The sequence below is a fragment of the Methylobacterium sp. J-118 genome (assembly GCF_057836565.1).
In genome coordinates, this window is the sequence record NZ_JBYQFA010000001.1 from 2,458,077 (window position 1) to 2,482,679 (window position 24,603).

Consider the following 24,603-nt stretch of genomic DNA (forward strand, 5'->3'; position numbering starts at 1 on the left):
AAAATAATTACATAGTATAAAAACGGGATTGCTTCGCAATCCGTCTTCATCTATCGACAAAAATCGCGGGATGGAGGTGGACGTATGGTCGATCCGGGCATCTGCTTGGCCGACGTTGCTTGTGAGATCTCGGCGCGCGGCTTCCTGAACAGCCTCCTGCGGGAGTGGACGGGCTGGTCGCTCGCCCCGGCCGCCGAGGCGGAGATGGAGGCCGGCCCCGGCGCACAGCGGCTGCGCATCCCGCTGCCGAGCCGCGGCTCCGTGGTGGAGATCGCGGTCGTTCACCGCTCCTCGGTCGGCCTGCACGTGTTCCGTCTCCCGTTCCGGGAGCACCGCGCCGGCGCGCCCGCCCGGATCATGGCCTTCGCGGAATTCGCCGCGGCGGTCGCCCACGAGCCGGCCATCGTCGGCCCGGAGGCGGCGCGGGCTGCGCCGGCCTTCCTGGGCCGGGTCTTCCAGAGCCTGTCCGCCATCGAGGACGCGCTCGCCCGCGCCCCCGCGCCCGGCCTCGGCCTGCATGCTGACCCGAGCTTCCAGGAGGCCGAGCGGGCCCTGCGCTTCGGCCATGCGGTGCACCCGACCCCGCGCAGCCGGGACGGGTTCACGTCCGAGGATACGCGCACCTTCGCGCCCGAATACGGACGGGGCTTTCCCCTGCGCTGGTGGTCGGCCGCGCCCGACGCGGTCGTGCAGGGCAGTTCGCGGGCGGAGACCGCGGCGGATCTCAGCGCCGGCCTCGCCGCGGAGGATCCCGCCCTCGACCGGCGGATCCTGGCGGCGGCGGAGGGCCGCGTCCTCCTGCCGATGCATCCCTGGCAGGCGGCCCGGCTCACCCTCGATCCGGCGGTCGACGCCCTGTTCCGCTCAGGGCAACTGATCGACCACGGGTCCGGCGGCAGCCCGTGGTTCGCCACGACCTCCCTGCGCAGCCTCTACGCGCCGCACGCGCGCGTGATGCTGAAGCATTCGCTGAGCCTCCGGCTCACCAACTCCTTGCGCCTGATCAAGCCGGTCGAGTGCGCGCGCGGCCTTGCGGTCGACACGCTGCTGCAGGGGCCGGTCGGGGCGGCGATCGCCGCGCGCTGGCCGCGTTTCCACATCCTCGGCGAGCCGGGCTACCTCGCCCTGCGCGGCGCCGACGGCGCGGTGCTGCCGCAGACGATCGTCGCGCTGCGCGACAACCCCTTCCGCGGATCCGGGCAGCGCCCGGCGGCGGTCCTGGCCGCCCTGTGCGAGATTGATCCGGACGGCCGGGGCAGCGCGCTGGCTACCACGATCCTGCGCATCGCCGAGCGGGAGGGCGGCGGCGGGCAGGGGGCCGAGACCGTGGCCCTACGCTGGTTCGAAAGCTTCCTCGACCTCGTGGTCGGGCCGCTCCTCGGCATGCAATGCGCGTTCGGCCTGCTGTTCGGCGCGCACCAGCAGAACCTCGTCCTCGGCCTCGACGACGGCTGGCCGGCCGAGGCCTTCTTCCGCGACTGCCAGGGCACGGGCTTCGTGCGCGAATTCCTGCCCGTCCTCGCCGAGGCCGCGCCGGGGCTCGACCTCGGATCCGGCCACCGCTTCGCCGCCGGAGAAGCCGCGCGGATCATGGCCTATTACCTCGTCGTCAACAGCGTCTTCGCGGTGATCGGCGCGATCGCCATCGCGGGACTGGCACGGGAGGCCGTGCTCTTCCGGCAGTTGCGCCGCTTCGTCGAGGCGCTGGCCGGGACGGATCTCCCCGACAAGACCTGCCTGCGCCTCCTGCTCGATGCCCCCACCCTCGGGAGCAAGGGCAACTTCATGATCTGCTTCCGCAACATCAACGAGAACACGGACGTGACCGATCCCCTGGCGCACTATGCCGGCCTGCCCAACCCGCTCGCCGCCGCCCCCGCGGAGGTCCGCCCATGACCCTGCGCGCCCGCGCCGACAGCTTCGTCGGCATCCCCCTCGACGGCTGGACGGGAACGAGCCGGCACTGGCCTGTCGCCGGCGAGAGTCTCACGGTGGAGAGCCTGCCCCGCGACGCCCACACCGCCCGGCTCCAGGCGATGCGCAACGGCGCGACGGTCGCCGAGGCGGAACTGCGCAGGCCGGCCGGCGCCGACACGGCGATCCTCGACATCCTGCACCCGGACGGCCGGCATCCCGGCGAGACCGCGATCGTGGCCGCCCTGGTCGAGGCCGCGTTCCAGCGCTGCCCGGACGTGCCGCGCCTGCGCGTCGCCGGTCTCGGGGGCGCCCCGGCGCTGCTCGCCCTGGAGTCGTTCCCGATCGCACCGCAATCGGGAACGACTCCAGGGCTTTGTTGTGACGCGCTCTCTTGCGCCGAGCCGGCGTCCACCTCGGCGGAGAGCGCTCGAGCCGACGAGACTCACTCCAAACCGGGCGCCGCGCCCGACGCGCCGATCGAGCGCGCGCAGTTCCACCAGCTCCCGCTGCTCTGGCTGAGCCCGGGGACGCGGGCCGCCTACCCGCTGATCCGGTCGCGCGTCGGGCCGCAGGACCGCCTTCCGCCCCTGCGGCCGCCCCAGCCGAACGGCACGCTGTACCGGCGCTGGCTACCCCATCTTGGCACGACCCTGTCGTTCCGCTCCATCGACCGGCGGCGCGACCTCCCGCTGTTCCACGAATGGATGAACCAGCCCCGGGTCGCCTACTACTGGGAGTTGGCACAGGGCGCGGCGGAGCTCGACCGCTACCTCGCCGACCAGGAGGCCGACCCGCACCTGTTCGGGGTGATCGGCAGCTTCGACGACGTGCCGGTCGGCTATTTCGAGTTCTACTGGGCCAAGGAGGACCGGCTCGGCCCCTACTACGACGCGGAGGATTTCGACCGCGGCTGGCACGGGCTCATCGGCAACGCCGCCCATCTCGGCCGACCGAAGACGCTGGCGTGGTTCAAGGCCGTGACCCACTACCTGTTCCTGGACGAGCCCCGCACCCGGCGGATCATGGGCGAGCCGCGGGCCTCGCACCGCAAGATGCTGAGCTACTGCGCGGACGCGGCCTACGAGACGCTCAAGGAATTCGACTTCCCCCACAAGCGCGCGGCCCTCGTCTGCTGCGAGCGCGAACGCTTCTTCCGGGAGGTGACCCTGTGAGCGCCGGACCGCTGCCGGGGGGCGGCCCGGTGACCGCGCCGCTCTGGCTCGACCTGAACCGCGCGCTCATCGCCAAGGCCATCGCCGAACTCGCCTTCGAGGAGGCGCTCGCGCCCGAGCCGACGGATCGCGAGGCCACGCAGTGGCTGCTGCGCCTCGACGACGGGGTCGCCTACCGCTTCCGGGCCGAGCGCCGGATCTGGGGCAATCTCGCGATCGATCCCGCAAGCCTGGTCCGCGTCGCCGGCGATCGCGCGGGCCCGGCCGGCGACGCCGCCGGCTTCCTGGTCGACGCGAGCCGGGTGCTGGCAATCGTGCCCGCGACGCTCTGCACCTACATCGCCGAGCTGCTGAGCACCCTGACGGCCGATGCCCGGATCGCGGCGATCGGCCGGGATAGGGCGGGGCCGGCGCTCCTGGCCCTGAGCGACAGGATCCTGCAGGCCTATCTCGACGGCCACCCCAAGGCACCGGCGAGCAAGGGCCGGATCGGCTGGGGGCTTTCCGATTTCGAGGCCTACGCGCCGGAATTCCAGCCGGAGATCCGGCTGTTCTGGGTCGCGGCCGACCGGGCCGCCTGCCGCTTCGACCGCGAGCCCGGCCTTGCGGAGGACGATCTCCTCGCCGACGCCCTCGACGAGCCCGAGCGGTCCCGCCTGAAGGCGACCTGTCGCGCGCGCGGCGTCGATCCGGCGCGGTTCCTGCTGATGCCGGTCCATCCCTGGCAGTGGCAGAACCGGATCGCCCTCCATTTTGCGGGCGAGATCGCGGCCGGGCGCCTCGTCCCGCTCGGAACCTTCGGCCGGGCCTACAGGCCCCTGCAATCCCTGCGCACCCTGGCGTGCGCAGACTCCGGCGGCCGCCTCGACGTGAAGCTCGCGCTGACGATCCTCAACACCTCCGCGTGGCGGGGCGTGCCCGGCCAGTACATGGCGATCGGGCCGGCCTTCTCGGCTTGGCTCGCCGACACGGCCGCCCACGATCCCGCGCTCGCCGGCACCGTGATCCTGCGGGAGCGGGCCGGCGCCTTCTACCCGCACCCCGTCTACGAGCGGATCGCCGACGCCCCCTATCAGTATCGCGAGATGCTGGGCGTGATCTGGCGCGACGGCGTCGAGGGCCGGCTCGAACCCGGCACCTCCGCCCTGATGATGGGTGCGCTCCTGAAGGCGGACGCGCAGGGCCATCCCCTCGTCGGCACCCTGGTCGCCCGCTCGGGCCTCGGCGCCGAGGCGTGGCTGGAGCGGCTCTTCGACCACGTGGCGGTGCCGCTCTACCACTTCCTCTGCCGCTACGGTGTCGGCTTCATCGCCCACGGCCAGAACGTCACCCTGATCCTGCGGGACGGCGTGCCCTGCGGCGTGGCGCTCAAGGATTTCCAGGGCGATGCCGACCTCGTCGACCAGGATTTCCCGGAGAGCCGCGACCTGCCGGCGGGCGTGCGGGAGACGCTGCTGCGCCGCCCGGCCGCCCATCTCCTGCAGCATCTCCAGACCGGCCATTTCGCGAGCCTGCTGCGCTTCGTCTCGGACGCGCTGCTGCGCGACCAGGGCGTGCCGGAGATCGCCTTCTACGGCGCGCTGGCGCGGGCCCTGCGCGGCTACCAGTCCCGGCATCCCGAACTGGCCGACCGCTTCCGCCTGTTCGATCTGTTCGCGCCGACCGTGCCGCGGGTCTGCATCAACCGCGTCCGCCTCGCCCTCGGCTACGGCGATTCGAACCTGCGGCCGGTGCCGCGGCTCGGCAGCGACCTGATCAACCCCCTCCACCGCGCAGACATCGCCGCGACGGCTCAGGCGACACCTGGGGCCGCCTCCCGGACAGGCTCCCAGGCAGGGCTTCTCGCATCATGACGGACCACCCGCTCGATCTGGCCGGCATCGGAATCGGCCCCTTCAACCTGAGCCTCGCGGCGCAGCTCGACGCGGTCGCGGACATCGACGCACGGTTCTTCGACCGGGCCCCGGCCTTCGACTGGCATCCCGGCATGATGCTGCCGGAGGTCGCGCTCCAGACCTCCTGCCTCAAGGATCTCGTCACGGCGGTGAACCCGACGAGCCCCTGGAGCTTCATGGCCTATCTGGTGGCGCAGAAGCGCTTCTATGAGTTCCTCAACGCCGACTTCGGGGCGGTGCCGCGGCAGGAATTCGCGCGCTACCTCGCCTGGGTGGCGGCCCGGCTCCCGAGCCTGCGCTTCGGCACGGCGATCCACGAGGTCCGCTTCGCGGCGGACGGGTTCCGCCTGCGCGGCGATGGCGGGACGGTCCGGGCGCGCACCATCGCCGTCGGCGTCGGCCTGCAGCCGAACCTGCCGGCCTTCGCGGGCAAGCTCGACCCGCGCGATCACGTCCACAGCGCCCAGGCCGCCTCATGCCTCGACCGCACCGCCGGCCGGCGGGTCGCGGTGATCGGCGGCGGCCAGAGCGGCGCCGAGATCGTCCTGACCCTGCTGAACCGGAGCCGGGACGCGCCGGCCTCCGTGGACTGGATCAGCCGTCGCCCGAACTTCCAGCCGATCGATGCGACGCCGTTCACCAACGAGCTGTTCACGCCCGGCTATGTCGAACGCTTCCACGCCCTCCCGGAGGCGCGCCGCCGCTCGACCGTGGCGCACCAGAAGCTCGCGGGCGACGGCATCTCGCCCGCGACCCTGCAGGCCCTCTACCAGCGCCTCTACACCGTGCGGCATCTCACCGGGCCGCACGCCGCGACGCGCCGGTCGCGGCGCGCCTGATGCCGCATCGCGAGGTCATGGACGTCGAGCGGGCGGGCGGATCCTACCGCCTCCTGATGCGCAACGGCTTCGACGGGCGCATCGATGTCGCCCAGGCCGACATCGTGATCCTGGCGACCGGCTACCGATTCGCGCTGCCGCCCTGCCTCGACCCGCTGCGCGACCGTCTCAGGCTCGACGCGACCGGGCGCCCGCAGATCGGTCCCGACTTCGCCGCGGCCTGGGACGGGCCGGCGCGGAACCGCGTCTTCGTGCTCAATGGCGGCCTGATCAGCCACGGCATCGCGGAGCCGCAGCTCAGCCTGATGGCCTGGCGAAGCGCCGTCATCGTCAACGCCGTGGCGGGGCGCGCCGTCTTCGAGACGGACCTGCCGCCATCGCCCATAACCTGGTCGAGCGCCGAGTGCGGACGACCCGTCCACGACGGTGGCGGACGCCTGGACGCCGCCGAATCGCTCTCCCCGTTCGAGATGGTGTGAGGACCCTCGCGCGGAGATCCGGAGCGTCCCGACGAAGGCTCGCGAACCCGTTTCGTGGGGTCTGTTGAGCAGCCAGGATGCCACGGGCGATGTGCAGGATGGCCGACACGGCCGCCCGTGGCGATGGTGCCGGAGCCCCCGCGGGCCGTCCGCTGGCCCGGTCGTGAACGGGCGCCTGAACCTCACGCTTGGACAAAGCGGGTTCGATGCCGGGCGCGAGGAGCCCCCCTCACGCATGCGCGGTCGGAACGCGGTGATCGGGCTGGCCTGGACGCGCGCCGATAACCTTCGCGCGGCCAAGCCGACACACCACCCGCTCCTGCCGGCAAACGTCCCGCTCGCGGACTCAGTCCCGCACCACCACCTTGGTGCCGACCCGGACGCGGTCGTAGAGATCGACCACGTCCTTGTTGGTCATGCGGATGCAGCCCGAGGAGACCGCCGCGCCCATCGTGTCGGGCTCGTTCGAGCCGTGGATCCGGTAAAGCGAGGAGCCGAGATAGAGGGCGCGGGCGCCCAGCGGGTTGTCCTGTCCGCCGGCCATGAAGCGCGGCAGGTCCGGGCGGCGGGCCAGCATCTGCTGCGGCGGGCGCCAGGCCGGCCATTCCTTCTTCATGGTCACGGTCTTGGTGCCGGACCAGGAGAACCCCTGCCGGCCGACGCCGACGCCGTAGCGGATCGCCTCGCTGTTCCCGAGGATGTAATAGAGCCGGCGCTGGCGGGTCGAGACCACGATCGTGCCGGGCTTCTCGGTGCTGTTCCAGCCGATCGTCTCCCGCGGGATCGCCTGGCTGCGGAAGACGTTGAGGAAATCCGCGAGCGGCCCGCTGTCCAGCGGGTTGGCGGAGGCGGGGGCGCTCGCGAGCAGAAGCCCCGCGATCCCGAGCAGCGCGATCCGTCTCGACATGGTGTCAGGTCCTCTCCGGCCGGTTCTTGCCGATGGCGTCGGTCGTCGCGGCGGTGCCGCGACCCTGCGGCGAGCCGGCCCGGACTTCGCGGCGAGGGTGAGGCCGGCCGGGGGGAGGGGATGAATCCGGGGCGCCGTGTGGGCTTCGGGCAACACCGACCGCATGGCGTGGCGCCGTGGGTGATTGCGCCGGGGGACGGCCATGCTTATCTCAGATCCGTGATCCGATCCGCCGCCCTCCTGGCCCGCCGTGTCGCGGGCCTGCCGGACCGCCTCGCCCGGGGCTTCGCCGTGCTGGCGCTGCTCGTCCTGGCGGCGGCCGGCGCCACGGCATCCGTGCCCGCCCAGGCCGTGACGGTCGCGGGCCCGGCCTGCGCCGTCGAGAGCCCGCGGATGGCGGTCCTGTCGGGTGCACAGGATGCGGCCCAGGAGGCCGAGCGGTCGGCCTTCGACCGCACCGATCTCCGCCCCGCCGACAGCGAGATCCTCACCGAACTGGGCCTTCCCCGCGCGCCGGTCGAGGCGCCGCGGCCCCGTCACACCCTGTCCGCAGCGTTCGCCTACAGGTCCGACACCGTGCCGGCCGCCGTGCCGCACGGCTCGCCGCACCGGCCGCCCCGGTCGGCCTGACGCGCGCCCGGCCGTGACGGCCGGCTGGAACGCGCACCTCTCCCGATCCCCGTCCGGCCGGCCCGTGGGCCGGTCCGAGATCCGACCCGTCGATGCGCGGCTTTCTGCGTCGCGCAAGCCTCATCAGACGCATGCTTCCAGGAGCGTCGGTAGCCGTGACCCGCACTCTGTCCGCCAGAACCCTGTCCGTTATCCGGGCGCCGCGCCGCGCGACCGCAGCTTTGCCCGCGGCGCTGCTCCTGCTCGCCCTCGGGGCCTGCAATCCGAAGCAGGCCGCCGCGCCGACGCCCCCCGTGCCGGAGGTCGGCTTCGTGACGGTGACGCCGCAGGCGATCCCTTATCTGCGCGACCTGCCCGGACGCGTCGCCCCGATGCGCATCGCCGAGGTCCGCTCGCGGGTGTCCGGCCTCGTGGTCAAGCGCCTGTTCGAGCAGGGCAGCCAGGTCAAGGAGGGCGACATCCTCTACAAGATCGACCCGGCCCCCTTCCAGGTCGATCTGGCCAGCGCGGAAGCCGTGCTGGCCCGCCACGAGGCCGCCCTGGTGCTCGCCCGGCAGCAGGCCGACCGGCTCGAGCAGTTGCTGTCCCGCGCCACCGCCAGCCAGGCCCAGTACGACGCCGCCTTCGCGGGCAAGAAGCAGGCGGAGGCCGAGGTCGCCGGCGCCAAGGCGGCCCGGGACCGGGCGCAGCTCAACCTCGGCTGGACCGACGTGCGCGCCCCGATCACCGGCCGGATCGGCCGGGCGCTGCTCACCGAGGGCACCCTGATCGAGCCGGGCTCGACGGGGGCGCTGGCCACGATCCAGCAGCTCGACCCGATCTACGTCGACATCACCCAGTCGGTGGGCGAATTGAACCGCCTGCGCCGGGATCTGGCCAGCGGCGAGCTCGCCCGGCTGGAGGAGAACACCGCCAACGTCCACCTGATCATGGACGACAATTCCCTCTACCCCCTGGCGGGCCGCCTGCTGTTCTCGGACGTCACCGCCGATCCGAGCACCGGCCAGGTGACCCTGCGGGTGCAGTTCCCCAACCCGCATGACGAGCTGTTCCCGGGCATGTACGTGCGGGCCCGGATCAAGCAGGGCATCGATTCCGACGCCATCGCGGTGCCCCAGCAGGCGATCCAGCGCACCGAGGACGGCCGCGCCGAGGTCTGGGTGGTGCGCGCCGACGACACGGTGATGCGCCAGCCCGTCGAGGTCGGGCCGGTGGTCGGCCAGAACTGGCTGATCCGCGAGGGGCTCAAGGGCGGCGAGAAGGTCGTGATCGACGGCGTCCAGAAGATCACCGCGGGGGCGACGGTGAAGCCCCTGGATCAGACCCCGGCCCATGGCGAGGCCGGCCCGAGGCACGATGCCGACGAGGCCCCGGACGCTCCGGGCGCCAAGAATGCGGGCGACCCGGCGGAGGCCGCGCAGCGGGCGGCCGCCGCCCAGCGTCACTGACCGCGGAAGAACCCGATCATGGCACGCTTCTTCATCGACCGCCCGGTCTTCGCCTGGGTGGTGGCCCTGTTCATCTGCCTCGGCGGGGCGCTGGCCATCCCGAACCTGCCGGTGGCGCAGTATCCGGTGATCGCCCCGCCCTCCATCGCCCTGTCGACGGCCTATCCCGGGGCCTCGGTGGAGAGCCTCTACATCGGCACGACCCGGCTGATCGAGGACGAGCTGAACGGCGCGGCCAACATCATGAACTTCGAGTCGACCACCGACTCGTTCGGCTCGGTCAACATCACCGCGACCTTCCAGCCCGGCACCGATCCGGCGCTGGCCTCCGTCGAGGTGCAGAACCGCCTGAAGCGCGTGGAGGCGCGCCTGCCCGCGGAGGTGCGCCAGCAGGGCATCCTGGTCGAGGAGGCCTCGGCCGCGACGCTCAACATCATCACCCTCGTCTCCACGGACGGGTCGATGGACGAGATCGGGCTCGGCGATTTCATGAATCGCACGATCATCAACGAGATCCGGCGCATCCCCGGGGTCGGGCGCGCGACGCTCTACTCCACCGAGCGCTCGCTGCGGGTCTGGGTCGATCCCGACAAGCTGCGCGGCCTCTCGCTCAGCGCCTCGGACGTGACCGACGCGATCCGCAACCAGAACGTCCAGGTCGCCTCCGGCTCGGTCGGCGCGCAGCCGAGCCCGATCAAGCAGGCCGTGACCGTGCCGATCATCGTGAAGGGCCAGCTCGGCACGATCGAGGAGTTCGGCGCCGTTGTGCTGCGGGCCAATCCCGACGGCTCCAACGTGCGCCTGCGCGACGTCGCCCGGATCGAGCTCGGCGGCGACGCCTACCAGTTCTCGACGCGGCTGAACGGCGGCCCGGCCGCCGGCATCTCGGTGACGCTCGCCCCCGACGGCAACGCCCTGGAGACCGCCAAGGCGATCCGCGCCAAGATGGTCGAGCTGTCCCAGTTCTTCCCGCCGGACCTGAAGTGGGACATCCCCTACGACATCACCCCGGCGGTGGAGGCCTCCATCGAGAAGGTGCTGCACACCCTGGTCGAGGCGGTGGTGCTGGTCTTCCTGGTGATGTTCCTGTTCCTGCAGAACATCCGCTACACCCTGATCCCCACCATCGTGGTGCCGATCGCCCTGATGGGCACGGTCACGGTGATGTGGATCGCGGGCTTCTCGGTGAACGTGCTGACCATGTTCGGCATGGTGCTGGCCATCGGCATCCTGGTCGACGACGCCATCGTGGTGGTGGAGAACGTCGAGCGGATCATGAACGCGGAGGGGCTGCCCCCCAAGGAGGCCACCAAGAAGGCCATGGAGCAGATCACCGGGGCGATCATCGGCATCACCCTGGTGCTGATGGCCGTGTTCATCCCGATGGCGTTCTTCCCGGGCTCGGTGGGCATCATCTACCGGCAGTTCTCGATCGCCATGGTGACCTCCATCGCGTTCTCGGCGCTGCTCGCCCTGTCGCTGACGCCGGCCCTCTGCGCGACCTTCCTGAAGCCGGTGGCCCGGGGCCACGGCCACGCGAAGGGCGGCGTGTTCGGGATGTTCAACCGGTTCGTCGACCGGGAGACCGCCCGCTACGGCCGCGGCACCCAGGCGTTCATCCGGAAATCCGGCCGGGTGATGCTGGTCTACCTCGCCCTGGTGGCGGGCACCGCCTACGCCTTCGTCAACCTGCCCGAGGGCTTCCTGCCGGTGGAGGACCAGGGCTTCTTCACGGTGGACATCCAGGCGCCGCCGGGGGCCTCCTACAACCGCACCCAGGAGGCCAACCGCCGGGTCGAGGAGCACCTGCTGGCGCAGCCCGGCGTCGCCACCGTGACGATGCTCAACGGCTTCTCGTTCTCCGGCCAGGCGCCGAGCACCAGCCAGGCCTTCGTCACCCTCAAGCCCTGGGGCGAGCGCGACGCCAAGAACTCGGCCGCCGCCCTGGTGGCCGGCACCAACGCGGCGCTCGCCAGCTACCGCGACGCCACCGTGGACGCCCAGGAGCCGCCGCCGGTGGACAACCTCGGCAACGCCGCGGGCTTCTCGTTCCGCCTCCAGGACCGGGCCAACCGCGGCTACGCGGCCCTGCTCTCGGCCCAGGCGCAGCTCCTGAAGCTCGCGCAGGCGAGCCCGATCCTCCAGAAGGTGAAGATCGAGGGCCTGCCCCCGACCCCGCAGGCGGAGCTGGTGATCGACCGCGAGAAGGCCGCGGCGCTCGGCGTGAAGTTCGAGGACATCAACGCCACGATCCAGCTCAACCTCGGCTCGGTCTACCCCAACGACTTCCCCAACCGGGGCAAGATGCAGCGGGTCTACGTCCAGGCCGAGCAACTCCAGCGCATGAACGCGTCGGACATCCTCAACTACGCGGTGAAGAACGCTGGCGGCACGATGGTGCCGATGTCGTCCTTCGCGGAGCTGAAATGGGGTATGGGGCCGAGCCAGATCGTCGGCTTCAACGGCTACCAGTCGGTGCGCTTCACCGGCGAGCCGAACCCCGGCTACACGTCGGGCGACGCGATCACCGAGATGGAGCGGCTGATGCTCCAATTGCCCAAGGGGTTCGGCTACGCCTGGACCGGGCAATCCTATCAGGAGAAGCAGGCGGGCAGCCAGGCGAGCCTGCTGCTGGCGCTGTCGGTGCTGATCGTGTTCCTGTGCCTCGCCGCGCTCTACGAGAGCTGGGCGATCCCGGTCTCGGTGCTGCTGGTGATCCCGCTCGGCGTGATCGGCGCCGTGGCGGCGGTGCACCTGCGCGGCATGCCCAACGACGTCTACTTCAAGATCGGGCTGATCACGATCATCGGCCTCTCGGCCAAGAACGCGATCCTGATCGTCGAGTTCGCACGCGACCTCTGGAAGCCCGGGACCTCCGTGGTGCGGGCGGCGGTCGAGGCGGCGACCCTCCGGTTCCGGCCGATCGTGATGACCTCGCTCGCCTTCATCTTCGGCGTGGTGCCGCTGGCCATCGCCACCGGCGCCGCCTCGAAGAGCCAGCAGGCGATCGGCACCGGCGTGATGGGCGGCATGATCACCGCGACCGTGCTGGCGGTGTTCTTCGTGCCGGTGTTCTTCGTCGTGGTGATGCGGGTCTTCCGCCGCGGGGCTGTCGCGGAGGGCGAGCGGGTGGAGGCGCGGCCCGAGCCGGCGCGGGTGGCGGCCGAGTGAGGCCGCCGCTCGGCTTCACCCGGCCGCCACCCGCGCGTCCTCCCCCTCTGGAGCCCCCCGGATTCGCGCGATGTTTGGCCTGGCCGGGACTCTGGCACCGCGTTCCGCGGCCTGGGAGCGGAGCGATCCGGCGCGCATGACGGTGGGGCCGGCTTTTCCGTAGCCGTCTGTCCCGACGTCTCAGCGGCGCGGGTCCGCGGCCTCGCCCCGCGGCGTCCGGACGAAGCGCCGGGTGCGCGGGTCGGCCGGCCGGCCGAACAGGGCGGCGGGCGGTCCCTGCGCCACGATCGTGCCCGCTTCGAGGAAGGCCACCCCGTCCGGCGCCGCGCCCGGGGTATCGACCGGGCGCGGGGTTTCCAACGCGCCGCGGGTTGCCCGCGGACCCGGCCTCCCGGTCCTGGCGGCGGCCCGGCATCCCGCTGCGCCGTGGGCGGATCCGGATCCACGCCCGATGCAAATCCTTGACCGGCTGGTGTTTCCCGAGGCGCAGTTCCGCTTCTCGACCCTGGGGGGACGGGATCGGTGATCAGGCGTTGATCAAACCGTCCAGTTCACGGGCGGGGATAAGATTTTTCCCCGCGATCTTTGATGATCCCCGCGGATCAAGGCTTGCGGCGGCTGCCTAGGCTCGGCGCAAACACAGCGCGGCTTTTGTCGAGCCGGCGCCGGAGCGGCTGTTGATCTTGGATGAGCCTTCGGCACAGTGCCGGCGTGGCGCCGATCCGGGGACGCGTCCCTGTCCCCGGGCCGGCGCGGAACGGCATTGTCTGTGACGGACCGGGGCGCGTTGCCCGCCTCGGCGGAGGATCGCGCATGAGCTCGACGGCCCAGATCTACCGGGGTGTCTTCCCGGTCGCCCCCACGGTGTTCGACGCGGCGGGCGCCCTCGACCTCGATGGGCAGCGCCGGGCGATCGACTTCATGATCGACGCCGGCAGCCACGGGATCTGCATCCTGGCGAATTTTTCCGAGCAGTTCGTCCTGACCGACGCCGAGCGCGAGACCGTGATGGACGCGGTGCTCGACCACGTGGCCGGCCGGGTGCCGGTGATCGTGACGACGACGCACTTCGCCACGCAGGTCTGCGCCGAGCGCTCCCGCCGGGCTGAGGCCGCCGGGGCCGCCATGGTGATGGTCATGCCGCCCTATCACGGCGCTACGATCCGGGTGCCGGACCTCGGCGTCTACGACTTCTTCCGCGGGGTCTCGGACGCGATCTCGATCCCGATCATGATCCAGGACGCGCCGGTGGCCGGCACGCCGCTCCCGGCCGCGTTCCTGGCGCGGATGGCCCGGGAGATCGCGAACGTCGCCTATTTCAAGATCGAGACCGCGGGCGCCGCGGCCAAGCTGCGCGAGCTGATCGCGCTCGGCGGCGACGCCGTGGTCGGCCCCTGGGACGGCGAGGAGGCGATCACCCTGATGGCCGACCTCGATGCCGGCGCCACCGGGGCGATGACCGGCGGCGCCTATCCGGACGGCATCCGCCAGATCACCGACGCCTACACGGCGGGGCGCCGGACGGACGCCCTGGACGCCTACGCGCGCTGGCTGCCGCTGATCAACTACGAGAACCGGCAATGCGGGCTGCTCGCCTGCAAGGCGCTGATGGCCGAGGGCGGCGTGATCGCCCACGAGACCGCCCGCCTGCCGCTCCAGCCGCTGCACCCGGCGACCCGGGCCGGCCTGATCGAACTGGCGCGGCGCAACGATGCGCTGGTGCTGCGCTGGGGGCGGTGAGGTTGATCGACGAAGGGGACTGTCTGAACCCCGCGCTCTTTCCGTCCACTGTGAGCCTGCGACAGTCTCTCCTCCCCTGGCGATTCCGGGCTTGCCCGGGATCGCTCGAGCTTGCGGGGAGGCGTTGGAGGTGGGGGTGGTGCAGGATTGAGTTCGGCGGTGCCTTCTGAGCCACCCCTAACCCCTCCCCGCAAGGGGGAGGGGAAAAGCGCCCTTTTTTCCAGAGTGTCGGTGTCAGACTGAGACGTGTGAAGCCGCTAGCCCACAGAGGGGGAGGGAGGGCGCGCGCCGTCGCTGGCGAAGCCTTACTTCTCAGCAGCGATAATCCGGATCTCGATCCCGGATCCGGTCGCTCGCGAGCGGGGCGGGGGGGATTCCCGCTTGAGCATCGGAGCTGAAGTGCCGGTTGCCGCGATCAGTGTGAGGCCCCCGCCGAACTCCGGCCCAACACCCCCGACAGCCGCGCCACCGCCTCCCGCGCCAGCCCCGGGCTGATGGCGAAGCAGATCCGCACCAGGCCCTCGCCCTCCGGCCCGAAGGCGGTGCCGGGCGCCACCCCGACCTTCGCCTCCCGCAGCAGGCGGAACGCAAGCGCGAGGCTCGGCTCGCCGCCGGCGATCCGGGCCATGAGGTAGAAGGCGCCGTCCGGCGGGGCGACCGTCACGCCCGGCAGCCGGGAGAGACCCTCCACCAGGATCGCCCGGGCCTCGGCGCAGCGGTCGACCATGGTGCGGATGAAGCCGTCGCCCTCGTCCAAGGCCGCGATGCAGGCGTGCTGGACGAAGGTCGGGATCGAGGTCGTGCTGTATTGCCCGAGCTTGGCGAAGGTCGGCGCCAGGCCGCGGGGAAAGATCAGCCAGCCGGCCCGCCAACCGGTCATCGCCCAGTTCTTCGAGAAGGTGTTGGTCACGATCAGCCGGTCGTCCTCGGTGCAGATCTGCAGGAAGGACGGGGCGATCCGGTTGCCGTAGGTGAAATGCGCGTAGACCTCGTCCGACAGGATCCACAGGCCGCGCGCCCGGGCGAGGTCGCGCAAAGCCGTCATCTCGGCGAGCGGCATGGTCCAGCCGGTGGGGTTCGAGGGCGAGTTGATCATGATCACCCGGGTGCGCGGCGTCAGCGCCGCCTCGATATCGGCGAGCGGCAGCGAGAAGCGCCCGTCCGGCCCGATCCGGTAGGGCACCGTCACCGGCACCCCGCCGGTGATGCGCACCGCCTCGGCGAGGTTCGGCCAGGCGGGGGCGGGGATGAGGATCTCGTCGCCCGGCTCCAGCAGCGCCTGGGCCGCCTGCATGATCGCGTTCATGCCGCCGGCCGTGACGGCGAACCGGTCGGGCGGGATCTCCACCCCCCAGTGGCGGGCGTGATAGGCGCCGAGCGCCGCCCGCAGGGCCGGCAGGCCGAGGGATGTGGTGTAGCGGGTATGCCCGGCCAACATCGCCCGGTGGGCCGCCTCGACGATGAAGGGCGGCGTCGCCAGGTCGCCCTCGCCGATCCACAGCTTCACCACCTCCGGATCGTCCCGCCCGCGATCCGCCACAAGGCCGATCTGGCTCGTGCCGATGCCGCGGATGCGCTCCGACAGCGCGGCGGCGAGGTCGAGGGAGGGGGCAGGATCGAGGGACGCGGCTGCGGGTTCGGCCATGGGGCGCGGCTACTCTCGGGGTGTCCGGGCGGGGCCGATCGCGGCGCGGCGGCGGGCGCCGTGCCTGCGCGGTCCCGGTCTCTGGGGGATTCCGCGCGAACCTGCCGCGTCCGGGCCCGCGCGTCCAGGCCCTGCGGGACGGGCTGCCCGGCATGGGCGTCGCGGCGGCCGGCGCATTATCGACTTTTCAGAAATTACTGAAATTGCTATAAGCCGAGTCGCAGATCCCGCACGGGAGACCCGTCGTGCTCGCCAACCTCGATCCCCTGATCCTCGCCCGCATGCAATTCGGGTTCACGGTGGCGTTCCACATCGTGTTCCCGGCCTTCTCGATCGGGCTGGCGAGCTTCCTCGCCGTGCTGGAGGGCCTGTTTCTCGCCACCGGACGGCAGGTCTTCATGGACCTGTTCAAGTACTGGATTAAGATCTTCGCCATCGCGTTCGCCATGGGCGTCGTCTCCGGCCTAGTGATGTCCTACCAATTCGGCACCAACTGGTCGGTTTTCTCCGACAAGACCGGCCCGGTGCTCGGCCCGATGATGGCCTACGAGGTGCTCTCGGCCTTCTTCCTGGAGGCGGGTTTCCTCGGGGTGATGCTGTTCGGGATGCGCAAGGTCGGGCCGCGGCTCCACTACGCCGCGACGCTGATGGTGGCGTTCGGGACCTTCTTCTCGGCGTTCTGGATCCTGTCGGTGAATTCCTGGATGCAGACGCCGGCCGGCTACGGCACCAACGCCGAGGGGCAGTTCGTGCCGCTGGACTGGTGGGCGATCGTGTTCAACCCGTCCTTCCCGTACCGCCTCGTGCACATGGTGCTGGCGGCCTACCTGACCACCGCCCTGGTGGTCGGCGCGGTCGGCGCCTGGCACCTGCTGCGCGACCGGGCCAACCCGGCCGCCCGGACGATGTTCTCCATGGCGATGTGGATGGCCGCCCTGGTGGCGCCGGTCCAGATCTTTGCGGGCGACGCCCACGGGCTCAACACCCTGGAGCACCAGCCCGCCAAGGTCATGGCCATGGAGGGCCACTACCAGAGCCATCCGGACGGGGCACCGCTCGTGCTGTTCGGCCTGCCCGACCAGGAGGCCGGCACGGTCCGCTACGCCGTGGAGATCCCGAAGCTGTCCTCGCTCGTGCTGAAGCACAGCCTCGACGCGCCGCTGGCCGGCCTCGACAGCCTGCCCCGGACGGACTGGCCGCCGGTGCCGATCGTGTTCTGGTCGTTCCGCATCATGGTCGGGCTCGGCCTGCTGATGCTGCTCCTCGGCGCGCTCAGCCTGCTCGCCCGCTGGCGCGGGGCGCTCTACCGGTGGCGCCCGCTGCACCGCTTCGCGGTGGCCATGGGCCCCGCCGGCTTCGTGGCGGTGCTCGCCGGCTGGATCACCACCGAGGTCGGGCGCCAGCCCTACACGGTCTACGGCCTGCTGCGGACCGCGCAATCCGCCTCGCCGCTCCACGCCCCGGCGGTGGCCGCCTCGCTCACCGCCTTCGTGGTGATCTACTTCTCCGTGTTCGCCATGGGGGTGCTCTACATCCTGCGCCTGATGGCCCAGCCGCCGCATGCGGGCGAATCCGGGATCGAGCCCGGCGCGCCGATCCGGACGGCGGGCATCACCCCCGCCCCGTCGGTCGATCCAGACCGCCACCTCCAGCCGGCCGCGTGAGGCAGCCATGCTCGACAGCGTCGATCTCACCGTGGTCTGGGCGTTCGTGATCGCCTTCGCGGTCTTCGCCTACATCGTCATGGACGGCTTCGATCTCGGCATCGGCATCCTGTTCCCGACCCTGCGGCCGGGGCCGGAGCGCGACACCGCGATGAACTCGGTCGCCCCGGTCTGGGACGGCAACGAGACCTGGCTGGTGCTGGGCGGCGGGGGGCTGTTCGCGGCCTTCCCGCTGGCCTACGCGGTGATCCTGCCGGCGCTCTACGCGCCGATCATCGCGATGCTGCTCGGGCTGATCTTTCGCGGCGTCGCCTTCGAGTTCCGCTGGCGCGATCCCCGTCACCGGGCCGCCTGGGATATCGCCTTCACGGGCGGCTCCGTGGTGGCGGCGCTCGCCCAGGGGATCGCGCTGGGGGCGCTGCTCCAGGGCATCGCGGTCGAGGGCCGGGCCTATGCCGGCGGCTGGTGGGACTGGCTGACCCCGTTCAGCCTGCTGGTCGGCGTCAGCCTCGTGGTGGCCTACGCGCTGCTCGGGGCGACCTGGCTGGTGATGCGCACGGACGGGCTGCTCCAGCTCCAGGCGCGCCGCCTCGCCCTGCGGCTGACCGTGGCCACGGTGGCGGCCATCGCCCTGGTCAGCGCTGCGACGCCGTTCCTGCAGGGGCGCTATTTCGAGCGCTGGCTGGCGATGCCGAACGTGTTGCTCGCCGCGCAGGTGCCGGTGCTCGTGGCACTCGCCGCCGTCGCCCTGTGGCGGACCCTGCGGGCCGGGGGCGAGCGGGCCCCGTTCCTGATCGCGCTCGGCCTGTTCGCCCTGTCGTTCCTGGGGCTGGGGATCAGCATCTTCCCCGACGTGGTGCCGGGGCGGATCACCATCTGGCAGGCCGCCGCCCCCGCGGCCAGCCAGATTTTCCTGCTGGTCGGCGCCGCTTTGCTGGTCCCGATCATCCTGATCTACACCGCGTATTCCTACTGGGTGTTCCGCGGCAAGGTCGACGCGCACGGGTATCACTGATGGCCCCCGCAACCCCGCTCCCGCTCTGGAAGCGCCTCGCCTGGTTCGCGGCGATCTGGGCCGGAAGCATCGTCGGCCTCGGCTGCGTCGCGACGCTCCTCCGCCTCTGGCTGAAGAGCTGATAAGCCGCCAACACCCCCGGCTTTCCCGGGGGCCCACCGTTCGACGGATCGCCCCCTTGCAGCTTCCTCCCCTGGTCCAGACCTTCGTGCTGCATTTCGGCGAGATGGGCTCGCGCTGGGGCATCAACCGGACGGTGGGGCAGATCTACGCCCTGCTGTTCGTGGCCGAGCGGCCGCTCAACGCCGACGCGATCGTCGAGCGGCTCGGCCTCTCCCGCTCCAACGTCAGCATGGGCCTCAAGGAGCTGCAGGCCTGGAACCTCGTCCGTCTCCAGCACGTACCCGGGGACAGGCGGGACTACTTCGCCACCCCCGAGGATCTCTGGCAGATCGTCCGCACCCTGGTCGAGGAGCGCAAGAAGCGGGAGATCGACCCGACGCTGACCCTGCTGCGCGAGTTGCTGATGCAGGAGGCCGGGACCGACGCGGAGCGTCACGCCCAGGCACGGCTCGGGGAGATGCACGACCTGTTCGAGCTCTTCGCCGGCTGGTACGCCGACGTGCGCCGCCTGGACACCGAGCGCCTGGTCCAGCTCCTCACCCTCGGCGCGAAGGTCCAGAAGGTGCTGGCGATGAAGGATCGGCTGACCCGGCTCGGCGGCCGGGCCGACCAGCAGAGCTGATCCCCCGTGACGGGGCCGGCGCGGCCGCGCTCAGGAGCGGGCCAGCCCGTCCCGGTAGATCGCCACGAGGCAGACCCCGACGGTCTCGATGTGGGCCCGCAGGACCTCCACCGCCTCGTCGACCCTGCCCGCCTCGCACAGGCGGAGGATCAGCGTGTGTTCCTGTTCGGCGCGGGCGACATCCCCGGTCGCCGACAGCTGAAGGCAGGTCGGACGGTCGCAATCCTGCAGCAGGCGCGACACGATATCCAGCGAGCGCGGGCGGCCCGCATGCCGCAGGAGGTCGAAATGGAAGCGTCGGTTCAGTTCGCCCCAGCGGAACACCTCGCCCCGTTTCAGGGCGTCGCTGTACGTCTTCGACAGGGCGTAAAGATCCTGAAAATCCGCCGCCGTCAGGCGCGGCGCCGAGAGCACCAGCAGGTCCGGTTCCAGCTGGGCGCGCAGCTTGAAGATGTCCTCCACCTCCGCGAGGGAGAGGCTCACCACCACGGCCCCGCGATGCGGCACGATCTTGACCAGATTGACCGCCTCGAGCTGCAGGAGCGCCTCCCGGATCGGGATCCGGCTGATCCCGAACTCCTCGGCCAGGGCATCCTGACGAAGCTGAAGACCCGGGCGCAGCTCCCCGTTCAGGATCCGCCGCCGCAGCGAATCCGCCACGGCCGCCGACACCGTCTTATGCTGCAGCCGTTCGGGCACATGGCGTTCGGGGACCGCTGTCAACGTCGAAGCCTCGGCGTGAGGGTAGATACGCAGATATAGCATCCCGAAAGGCCGGAGTCTTTTCGCTGCGGCTTGAAATCTAGTCCTCGCGCATGTCGGGTTTCATCGCGAGATGAATTCGATATTCTGAGATTACTCCCCTTTTGTCGAACAGTTCTTTCGGCTCTTGAATCGTCTCTCCGCGTGATCGCGCGCGTCGTTGGGCCTCTTCACAGGGGGCGTCACCGGAATTTAATATACAACACCGTCCCGCGCGCTCGCGTGCCGGATCCGAAACCTGTCCAACGCCGGCGTGAAGCCCACAGGCGGGCGTGTTGAATTGCCGGACGTCAGTTTGGATCCGGGGTGCGGATGTCCCGCTGCTCCGCGGGATGGTGCGGATCCGCCCAGGGCGCATGGGCGAGGCGCTGGCCGAGGAACGCCAGCAGGGCGGTCACGCGCGCGGGGCGGGGGTCGCCGGGGGGCGTCACGAGATGCAGGGCGATCGGGGGTGGTGACCAGTCGGGCAGGACCCGCTCCAGGCGTCCCGCCTCGAGGTCGTCCCAGATCATGAAATCCGGCTGCAGGGCGAGGCCGAGGCCGGCCCGGAGCGCCGGCGCCAGGGCCTCGGCGTTGTTCGCCCGCAGGGGGCCGCCGGGCACGACCACGGCCTCCGTGCCGGCCGCATCCCTGAACCGCCAGCGGTCGGGGGTCGGCAGGTAGGCGTAGCCGAGGCAGGTGTGGCGGGCGAGATCGTCCGGATGCTGCGGGCGGCCGTGCCGGTCGAGATAGGCGGGCGTGGCCACCAGGGAGCGGCGGATCCCGCAGAGCCGGCGGGCGCGCAGGGAGGAATCCGGCAGCGCCGCGATGCGCAGGCCGATGTCGAACCCGCCACCCACGAGATCGACGACCGCGTCGGAGAGGTGCAGATCCACCGCGACGGCCGGGTGCTCCCGGAGAAAATCCGGCAGCAGCGCCGCCACGTGCATCACCCCGAAGGTCATCGGCGCGGCGAGCCGCACCAGACCGCGCGGCTCCGCGGCGCCCGCGCTGGCCAGCGCCTCGGCCGCCTCGCCCTCCGCCAGGATCCGCGCCGCGCTCGCCTTGGCGGCCTGCCCCGCCTCGGTGAGGGCGAGCTTGCGCGACGTGCGGTTGAACAGCCGGGCCCCGATCCGGACTTCCAGCCGGCCGACCGCCTTGGAGACCGTGCCCTTCGAGAGGCCGAGATCCGCGGCGGCCCGGCCGAAGGAGCCGGTCTCCACCACCTTGGCGAACACCGCCCAGGCCTCGAAATCGGGGAGCCGCATGGGTCAATTCCGGAAACGATGGGTTTCCATCGTTTCGGTTTTCCGGACAGACGGCAAGGGGCATAGTGCCGTCATCGCGAACGCGCGCCCCCTGCGGCGCCCGCCAGGAGACAGCGCCATGGTTCAGACCGGCCTCCACCACGTTACGGCCTTCTCCGGGCCGGCCCTGCGCAACCTCGACTTCCACACCCGCGTGCTCGGGCTGCGGCTGGTCAAGAAGACCGTCAACTTCGACGATCCGGGCACCTACCACCTCTATTACGGCGACGCGGCCGGGCGCCCCGGCACGATCCTGACCTTCTTCCCGGTCGAGCGCGCCGTGCCCGGCCGGGTCGGGGTCGGGGAGGCCCAGGAGACCGCCTTCCGGATCCCCCGGGCCTCCATCGGCTGGTGGACCCATCGCCTGATCGAGAAGGGCGTCGCCCACGAGCCGCTGGTCCAGGTCTTCGGCGCGCCGACCCTGCGCTTCCGCGATCCGGACGGCATGCTGCTCGCCCTCGTGGGTGTCGACGGCGACGACACGGCGGGGTGGGCCTCGGGCGAGGTGCCGGCCGAGCACGCGATCCGCGGCCTGCACGGGGTGACGCTGCTCCTCGACGCGGCCGCGCCGACGGCCGCGATCCTCACGGAGGTGCTGGGCCTCGCCGAGGCCGGCCGCGAGGGCAACCTGATCCGCTTCGCGGGCAGCGCCGCGATCGGCGGCTTCGTGACCCTGCGGGCCGTCGGGGGCTTCCTCCCCGGCCGGCCGGGCGCCGGCTCGGTCCACCACATCGCGTTCCGGGCGGCGGACGATGCCGCCCAGGCCACGATGGGCGCGGCGCTCGCCGCCCGGGGCCTCCAGGTCACCGAGCAGCGCGACCGCCAGTATTTCCGCTCGATCTACTTCCGCGAGCCCGGCGGCGTGCTGTTCGAGATCGCCACGGACGCGCCCGGCTTCGCGGTCGACGAGCCGGTCGAGGCCCTGGGCCAGGCCCTGAAGCTGCCCGCCGGGCTGGAGCCGCACCGGGCCGCCATCGAGGCGGTCCTGCCCAAGGTCGCCTGAACCCCGATCCCGCCCCGCGCCCGCGGGGCGGGACCCCCAACGCATCGCCAAGAGCTTGCCATGACCCGGGACGCCCTCGGTTTCGTCCATTGCTTCGAGCCCGGCGCGGAGGCCGCGCGCCCGCTGCTGCTGCTCCACGGGACCGGCGGCGACGAGCGCGATCTCCTGCCCCTCGGCCGGGCGGTCGCGCCGGACGCCGCGCGCCTCGCCCCGCGCGGCCCGGTCCTCGAGAACGGCATGCCGCGCTTCTTCCGGCGCCTCGCGGAGGGGGTGTTCGACGAGGCGGACCTGCGCCGCCGCACCGGCGACCTCGCCGCCTTCGTGGCCGAGGCCCGGGCGCGCTACGGTCTCGGCGCGCCCCTGGCGCTGGGCTTCTCCAACGGCGCCAACATCGCGGCCGCGCTCCTGATGCTGCGGCCGGAGGCCCTGGCCGGCGCCGTGCTGATCCGCCCGATGGTGCCCTTCGCCGAGCCCCCCGTGTCCGATCTCGCGGGCCGGCCGGTCCTGATCCTCTCCGGGGCGATGGACCCGATCGTGCCGGTGGAGAATGCCCGCCGCCTCGCGGCGCAGCTCGCCGCATCCGGCGCGCGCGTCGAGCACCGGGTCCTGCCCGCCGGCCACGGCCTGTCGCAGGCCGAGATCGGCCTCACGGCGGACTGGATCCACGACCGCGCACACCCGCAAGCGGCCTGAGCCGCCTAGCCCCCCACCGCACAGGACGGACTGGTCCCATGGCCGCCTCGATCTCCCCCGCACCGGCCGCCGCCGGCCCCGCATTCGCAACCCTGCTGCCGGTCACCGGTCGGGTCCTGATGAGCGCGATCTTCCTGGTGAGCGGGGCCGGCAAGCTCGCCGCCCCCGCCGCGACGCGCGCTACCATCGCGGCCGCCGGCCTGCCGCTGCCCCCGATCTCCTACGGGGCGGCGACGCTGGTGGAGATCGGCGGCGGGCTGCTGCTGATCGCCGGGTGCCGGACCCGCCTCGTCGCCCTCGTCCTCGCCGTCTTCGCGGTCGCCACCGCCGTGACCTTCCACGCGGCCCTCAGTGACCAGAACCAGATGTTCCACTTCCTGAAGAACCTCGCCATGGCCGGCGGGCTGCTCCAGGTGGCGGCCTTCGGCGCGGGCCCGTTCAGCCTCGACGCCCGTCGGGGCCGGGCCTGACCCCGCCCGCGTCCCCGGGGCGGCGGCCCAGTTAGCCTTTATCCAGGGTTGAGGAAGCCGGCGGCCTTTCCCGTGCCATTCCGGATCCGTAAAGGCGGCGGGTCGCGCCGCCCGGCCGTCCGCCACACGGGAATCCCCATGCCGACCACCGACGCCACGCTCGCCCTGGGGATCATCGGCGCGGGGATCATGGGTGAGCGCCTGCTCGGCGCCATCCATGGGGCCCCGGACGCGCCCGTCCGGGTCGCGGCGATCTGGGACCCGGCCCCGGAGGCCCTGGCCCGGATCGGGGCGGCGTTCCCGGCTGTGCCGCGCGTCGCCGACGCCGCCGCCGTCGTGGCGGCGAGCGCCTGCGTCTACGTCGCCTCGCCGCCGGCCTCCCATCTCGGCCACGCCCGGGCGGCGTTGGCGGCCGGGCGGAGCGTCTTCTGCGAGAAGCCGCTCGCCATCGATCTCGCCGAGGCCCGCGCCTTCGTGGCGGAAGCCGGCAGCGCCGGCGCGGTCAACTTCCCGTTCGCCTCGTCGCCCGGCGTGGCAACGCTCGAGCGCTGGATCGGCGCGGGCGTGGTCGGGACGCCGCGGCGGCTCGCCATCGCGGTGGAATTCGCCCGCTGGCCGCGTCCCTGGCAGGCCGACGCGGCGCGCTGGCTCGATGCCCGGGCGGAGGGCGGCTTCACCCGCGAGGTGGTCTCGCACTTCCTGTTCCTCGCCCGCCGCCTGCTCGGCCCCCTGAGCGGGATCCGCGGCCGGGTCGACCTCCCGGAGGCCGGCCGGTCCGAGCGGGCGATCGCCGTGACGCTCACGGCGGGGGCGGTCCCCGTGACCCTGACCGGCCGGGTCGGCGGCACCGAGGCCGACGATCACAACACCTGGACGCTGGAGGGCGATGCCGGCGCCGTCCGGCTGCGGGACTGGGCCATCGCCGAGCGCCGGGCGCCGGACGGGCGCTTCGCGCCGGAGCCCGACGCGATCCCCAACGCGCGGCTGCGCCCGATCACCCTGCGGCGCCAGCTCGCGGGCGTCGTCCGGATGGCGCGGGGCGAGCCCCACGCCCTCGCCACCTTCGCGGAGGCCCTCGACGTGCAGGAGGCGGTCGAGACGATCCTGGCCCTGTGAGGGGGC

22 protein-coding genes are annotated in these 24,603 nt (G+C 71.9%); 17 read left to right on the forward strand and 5 right to left on the reverse strand.

Annotated elements, in window-relative coordinates:
• The first annotated feature begins 84 nt into the window (after positions 1–84).
• The 5 genes from AC3IF3_RS11800 to AC3IF3_RS11820 are packed head-to-tail and all read left to right on the forward strand — an operon-like array spanning position 85 to position 6,302.
• Positions 85–1,896 carry an IucA/IucC family protein gene (locus AC3IF3_RS11800; protein WP_489228883.1) on the forward strand — a complete coding sequence of 604 codons (1,812 nt, stop codon included), beginning with the start codon at positions 85–87 and terminating at the stop codon, positions 1,894–1,896.
• Complete coding sequence (locus AC3IF3_RS11805) at positions 1,893–3,089, forward strand: GNAT family N-acetyltransferase (protein ID WP_489228884.1); 1,197 nt, start codon at positions 1,893–1,895, stop codon at positions 3,087–3,089. The genes AC3IF3_RS11800 and AC3IF3_RS11805 overlap by 4 nt, the downstream gene beginning before the upstream one ends.
• Positions 3,086–4,942, forward strand: coding sequence for an IucA/IucC family protein (locus AC3IF3_RS11810; protein WP_489228886.1), 1,857 nt, complete (start codon positions 3,086–3,088; stop codon positions 4,940–4,942). The genes AC3IF3_RS11805 and AC3IF3_RS11810 overlap by 4 nt, the downstream gene beginning before the upstream one ends.
• Positions 4,939–5,823, forward strand: coding sequence for a lysine N(6)-hydroxylase/L-ornithine N(5)-oxygenase family protein (locus AC3IF3_RS11815; RefSeq protein WP_489228887.1), 885 nt, complete (start codon positions 4,939–4,941; stop codon positions 5,821–5,823). The genes AC3IF3_RS11810 and AC3IF3_RS11815 overlap by 4 nt, the downstream gene beginning before the upstream one ends.
• On the forward strand, positions 5,823–6,302 hold the full coding sequence (locus AC3IF3_RS11820) for a SidA/IucD/PvdA family monooxygenase (protein ID WP_489228889.1): 480 nt from the start codon (positions 5,823–5,825) through the stop codon (positions 6,300–6,302). Before AC3IF3_RS11815 ends, AC3IF3_RS11820 begins: the two co-directional genes overlap by 1 nt.
• Positions 6,303–6,648: 346 nt before the next feature.
• Here AC3IF3_RS11820 and AC3IF3_RS11825 read toward each other — a convergent pair whose 3' ends face one another.
• Positions 6,649–7,209, reverse strand: coding sequence for a L,D-transpeptidase (locus AC3IF3_RS11825; protein ID WP_243965431.1), 561 nt, complete (start codon positions 7,207–7,209; stop codon positions 6,649–6,651).
• 219 nt (positions 7,210–7,428) lie between these two features.
• Between AC3IF3_RS11825 and AC3IF3_RS11830 the strand changes: the two genes are divergently transcribed.
• The 3 genes from AC3IF3_RS11830 to AC3IF3_RS11840 all read left to right on the forward strand — a co-directional run bounded on the left by AC3IF3_RS11830 (position 7,429) and on the right by AC3IF3_RS11840 (position 12,458).
• Positions 7,429–7,839: a hypothetical protein gene (locus AC3IF3_RS11830; RefSeq protein ID WP_243965430.1), complete on the forward strand. Its 411-nt coding sequence runs from the start codon at positions 7,429–7,431 to the stop codon at positions 7,837–7,839.
• Positions 7,840–7,994: 155 nt separating this feature from the next.
• Positions 7,995–9,287: an efflux RND transporter periplasmic adaptor subunit gene (locus AC3IF3_RS11835; protein WP_243965428.1), complete on the forward strand. Its 1,293-nt coding sequence runs from the start codon at positions 7,995–7,997 to the stop codon at positions 9,285–9,287.
• Positions 9,288–9,305: 18 nt separating this feature from the next.
• On the forward strand, positions 9,306–12,458 hold the full coding sequence (locus tag AC3IF3_RS11840; RefSeq protein ID WP_489228890.1) for a multidrug efflux RND transporter permease subunit: 3,153 nt from the start codon (positions 9,306–9,308) through the stop codon (positions 12,456–12,458).
• Positions 12,459–12,638: 180 nt separating this feature from the next.
• Here AC3IF3_RS11840 and AC3IF3_RS11845 read toward each other — a convergent pair whose 3' ends face one another.
• Positions 12,639–12,818, reverse strand: coding sequence for a hypothetical protein (locus AC3IF3_RS11845; protein ID WP_489228892.1), 180 nt, complete (start codon positions 12,816–12,818; stop codon positions 12,639–12,641).
• Between the two features lie 453 nt (positions 12,819–13,271).
• On the opposite strand from AC3IF3_RS11845, the gene AC3IF3_RS11850 reads away from it, so the two are divergent.
• Positions 13,272–14,198 (forward strand): dihydrodipicolinate synthase family protein, encoded by a 927-nt coding sequence (locus tag AC3IF3_RS11850; protein ID WP_489216020.1) that lies wholly within the window; start codon positions 13,272–13,274, stop codon positions 14,196–14,198.
• A gap of 415 nt (positions 14,199–14,613) precedes the next feature.
• On the opposite strand, the gene AC3IF3_RS11855 is transcribed toward AC3IF3_RS11850, so the two are convergent.
• Complete coding sequence (locus AC3IF3_RS11855) at positions 14,614–15,843, reverse strand: pyridoxal phosphate-dependent aminotransferase (RefSeq protein WP_489228893.1); 1,230 nt, start codon at positions 15,841–15,843, stop codon at positions 14,614–14,616.
• 245 nt (positions 15,844–16,088) lie between these two features.
• Between AC3IF3_RS11855 and AC3IF3_RS11860 the strand changes: the two genes are divergently transcribed.
• The 4 genes from AC3IF3_RS11860 to AC3IF3_RS11875 are packed head-to-tail and all read left to right on the forward strand — an operon-like array spanning position 16,089 to position 19,267.
• Positions 16,089–17,507, forward strand: a complete 1,419-nt coding sequence (locus tag AC3IF3_RS11860; RefSeq protein WP_489228895.1) for a cytochrome ubiquinol oxidase subunit I — start codon at positions 16,089–16,091, stop codon at positions 17,505–17,507.
• 7 nt (positions 17,508–17,514) lie between these two features.
• Positions 17,515–18,522 carry a cytochrome d ubiquinol oxidase subunit II gene (gene cydB / locus AC3IF3_RS11865; protein WP_489228897.1) on the forward strand — a complete coding sequence of 336 codons (1,008 nt, stop codon included), beginning with the start codon at positions 17,515–17,517 and terminating at the stop codon, positions 18,520–18,522.
• Entirely contained in the window at positions 18,522–18,644 is a 123-nt protein-coding gene (locus AC3IF3_RS11870; RefSeq protein WP_243965419.1) for a DUF2474 family protein, read from the forward strand. The genes cydB and AC3IF3_RS11870 overlap by 1 nt, the downstream gene beginning before the upstream one ends.
• Before the next feature lie 56 nt (positions 18,645–18,700).
• Positions 18,701–19,267: a GbsR/MarR family transcriptional regulator gene (locus AC3IF3_RS11875; protein ID WP_489228899.1), complete on the forward strand. Its 567-nt coding sequence runs from the start codon at positions 18,701–18,703 to the stop codon at positions 19,265–19,267.
• Positions 19,268–19,297: 30 nt separating this feature from the next.
• Here AC3IF3_RS11875 and AC3IF3_RS11880 read toward each other — a convergent pair whose 3' ends face one another.
• Both AC3IF3_RS11880 and AC3IF3_RS11885 read right to left on the reverse strand, forming a co-directional pair.
• Complete coding sequence (locus AC3IF3_RS11880; RefSeq protein ID WP_489228901.1) at positions 19,298–19,966, reverse strand: GntR family transcriptional regulator; 669 nt, start codon at positions 19,964–19,966, stop codon at positions 19,298–19,300.
• 353 nt (positions 19,967–20,319) lie between these two features.
• Positions 20,320–21,276: a LysR family transcriptional regulator gene (locus AC3IF3_RS11885; RefSeq protein WP_243965416.1), complete on the reverse strand. Its 957-nt coding sequence runs from the start codon at positions 21,274–21,276 to the stop codon at positions 20,320–20,322.
• Positions 21,277–21,394: 118 nt separating this feature from the next.
• On the opposite strand from AC3IF3_RS11885, the gene AC3IF3_RS11890 reads away from it, so the two are divergent.
• From AC3IF3_RS11890 to AC3IF3_RS11905, 4 genes are all read left to right on the forward strand, one after another.
• Positions 21,395–22,318, forward strand: coding sequence for a ring-cleaving dioxygenase (locus tag AC3IF3_RS11890; RefSeq protein ID WP_489228903.1), 924 nt, complete (start codon positions 21,395–21,397; stop codon positions 22,316–22,318).
• A 60-nt stretch (positions 22,319–22,378) separates the two neighbouring features.
• On the forward strand, positions 22,379–23,011 hold the full coding sequence (locus AC3IF3_RS11895; RefSeq protein WP_489228905.1) for an alpha/beta hydrolase: 633 nt from the start codon (positions 22,379–22,381) through the stop codon (positions 23,009–23,011).
• Positions 23,012–23,049: 38 nt separating this feature from the next.
• Complete coding sequence (locus AC3IF3_RS11900) at positions 23,050–23,481, forward strand: DoxX family protein (protein WP_489228906.1); 432 nt, start codon at positions 23,050–23,052, stop codon at positions 23,479–23,481.
• Between the two features lie 138 nt (positions 23,482–23,619).
• Entirely contained in the window at positions 23,620–24,597 is a 978-nt protein-coding gene (locus AC3IF3_RS11905; protein WP_489216039.1) for a Gfo/Idh/MocA family protein, read from the forward strand.
• Positions 24,598–24,603 lie beyond the last annotated feature (6 nt).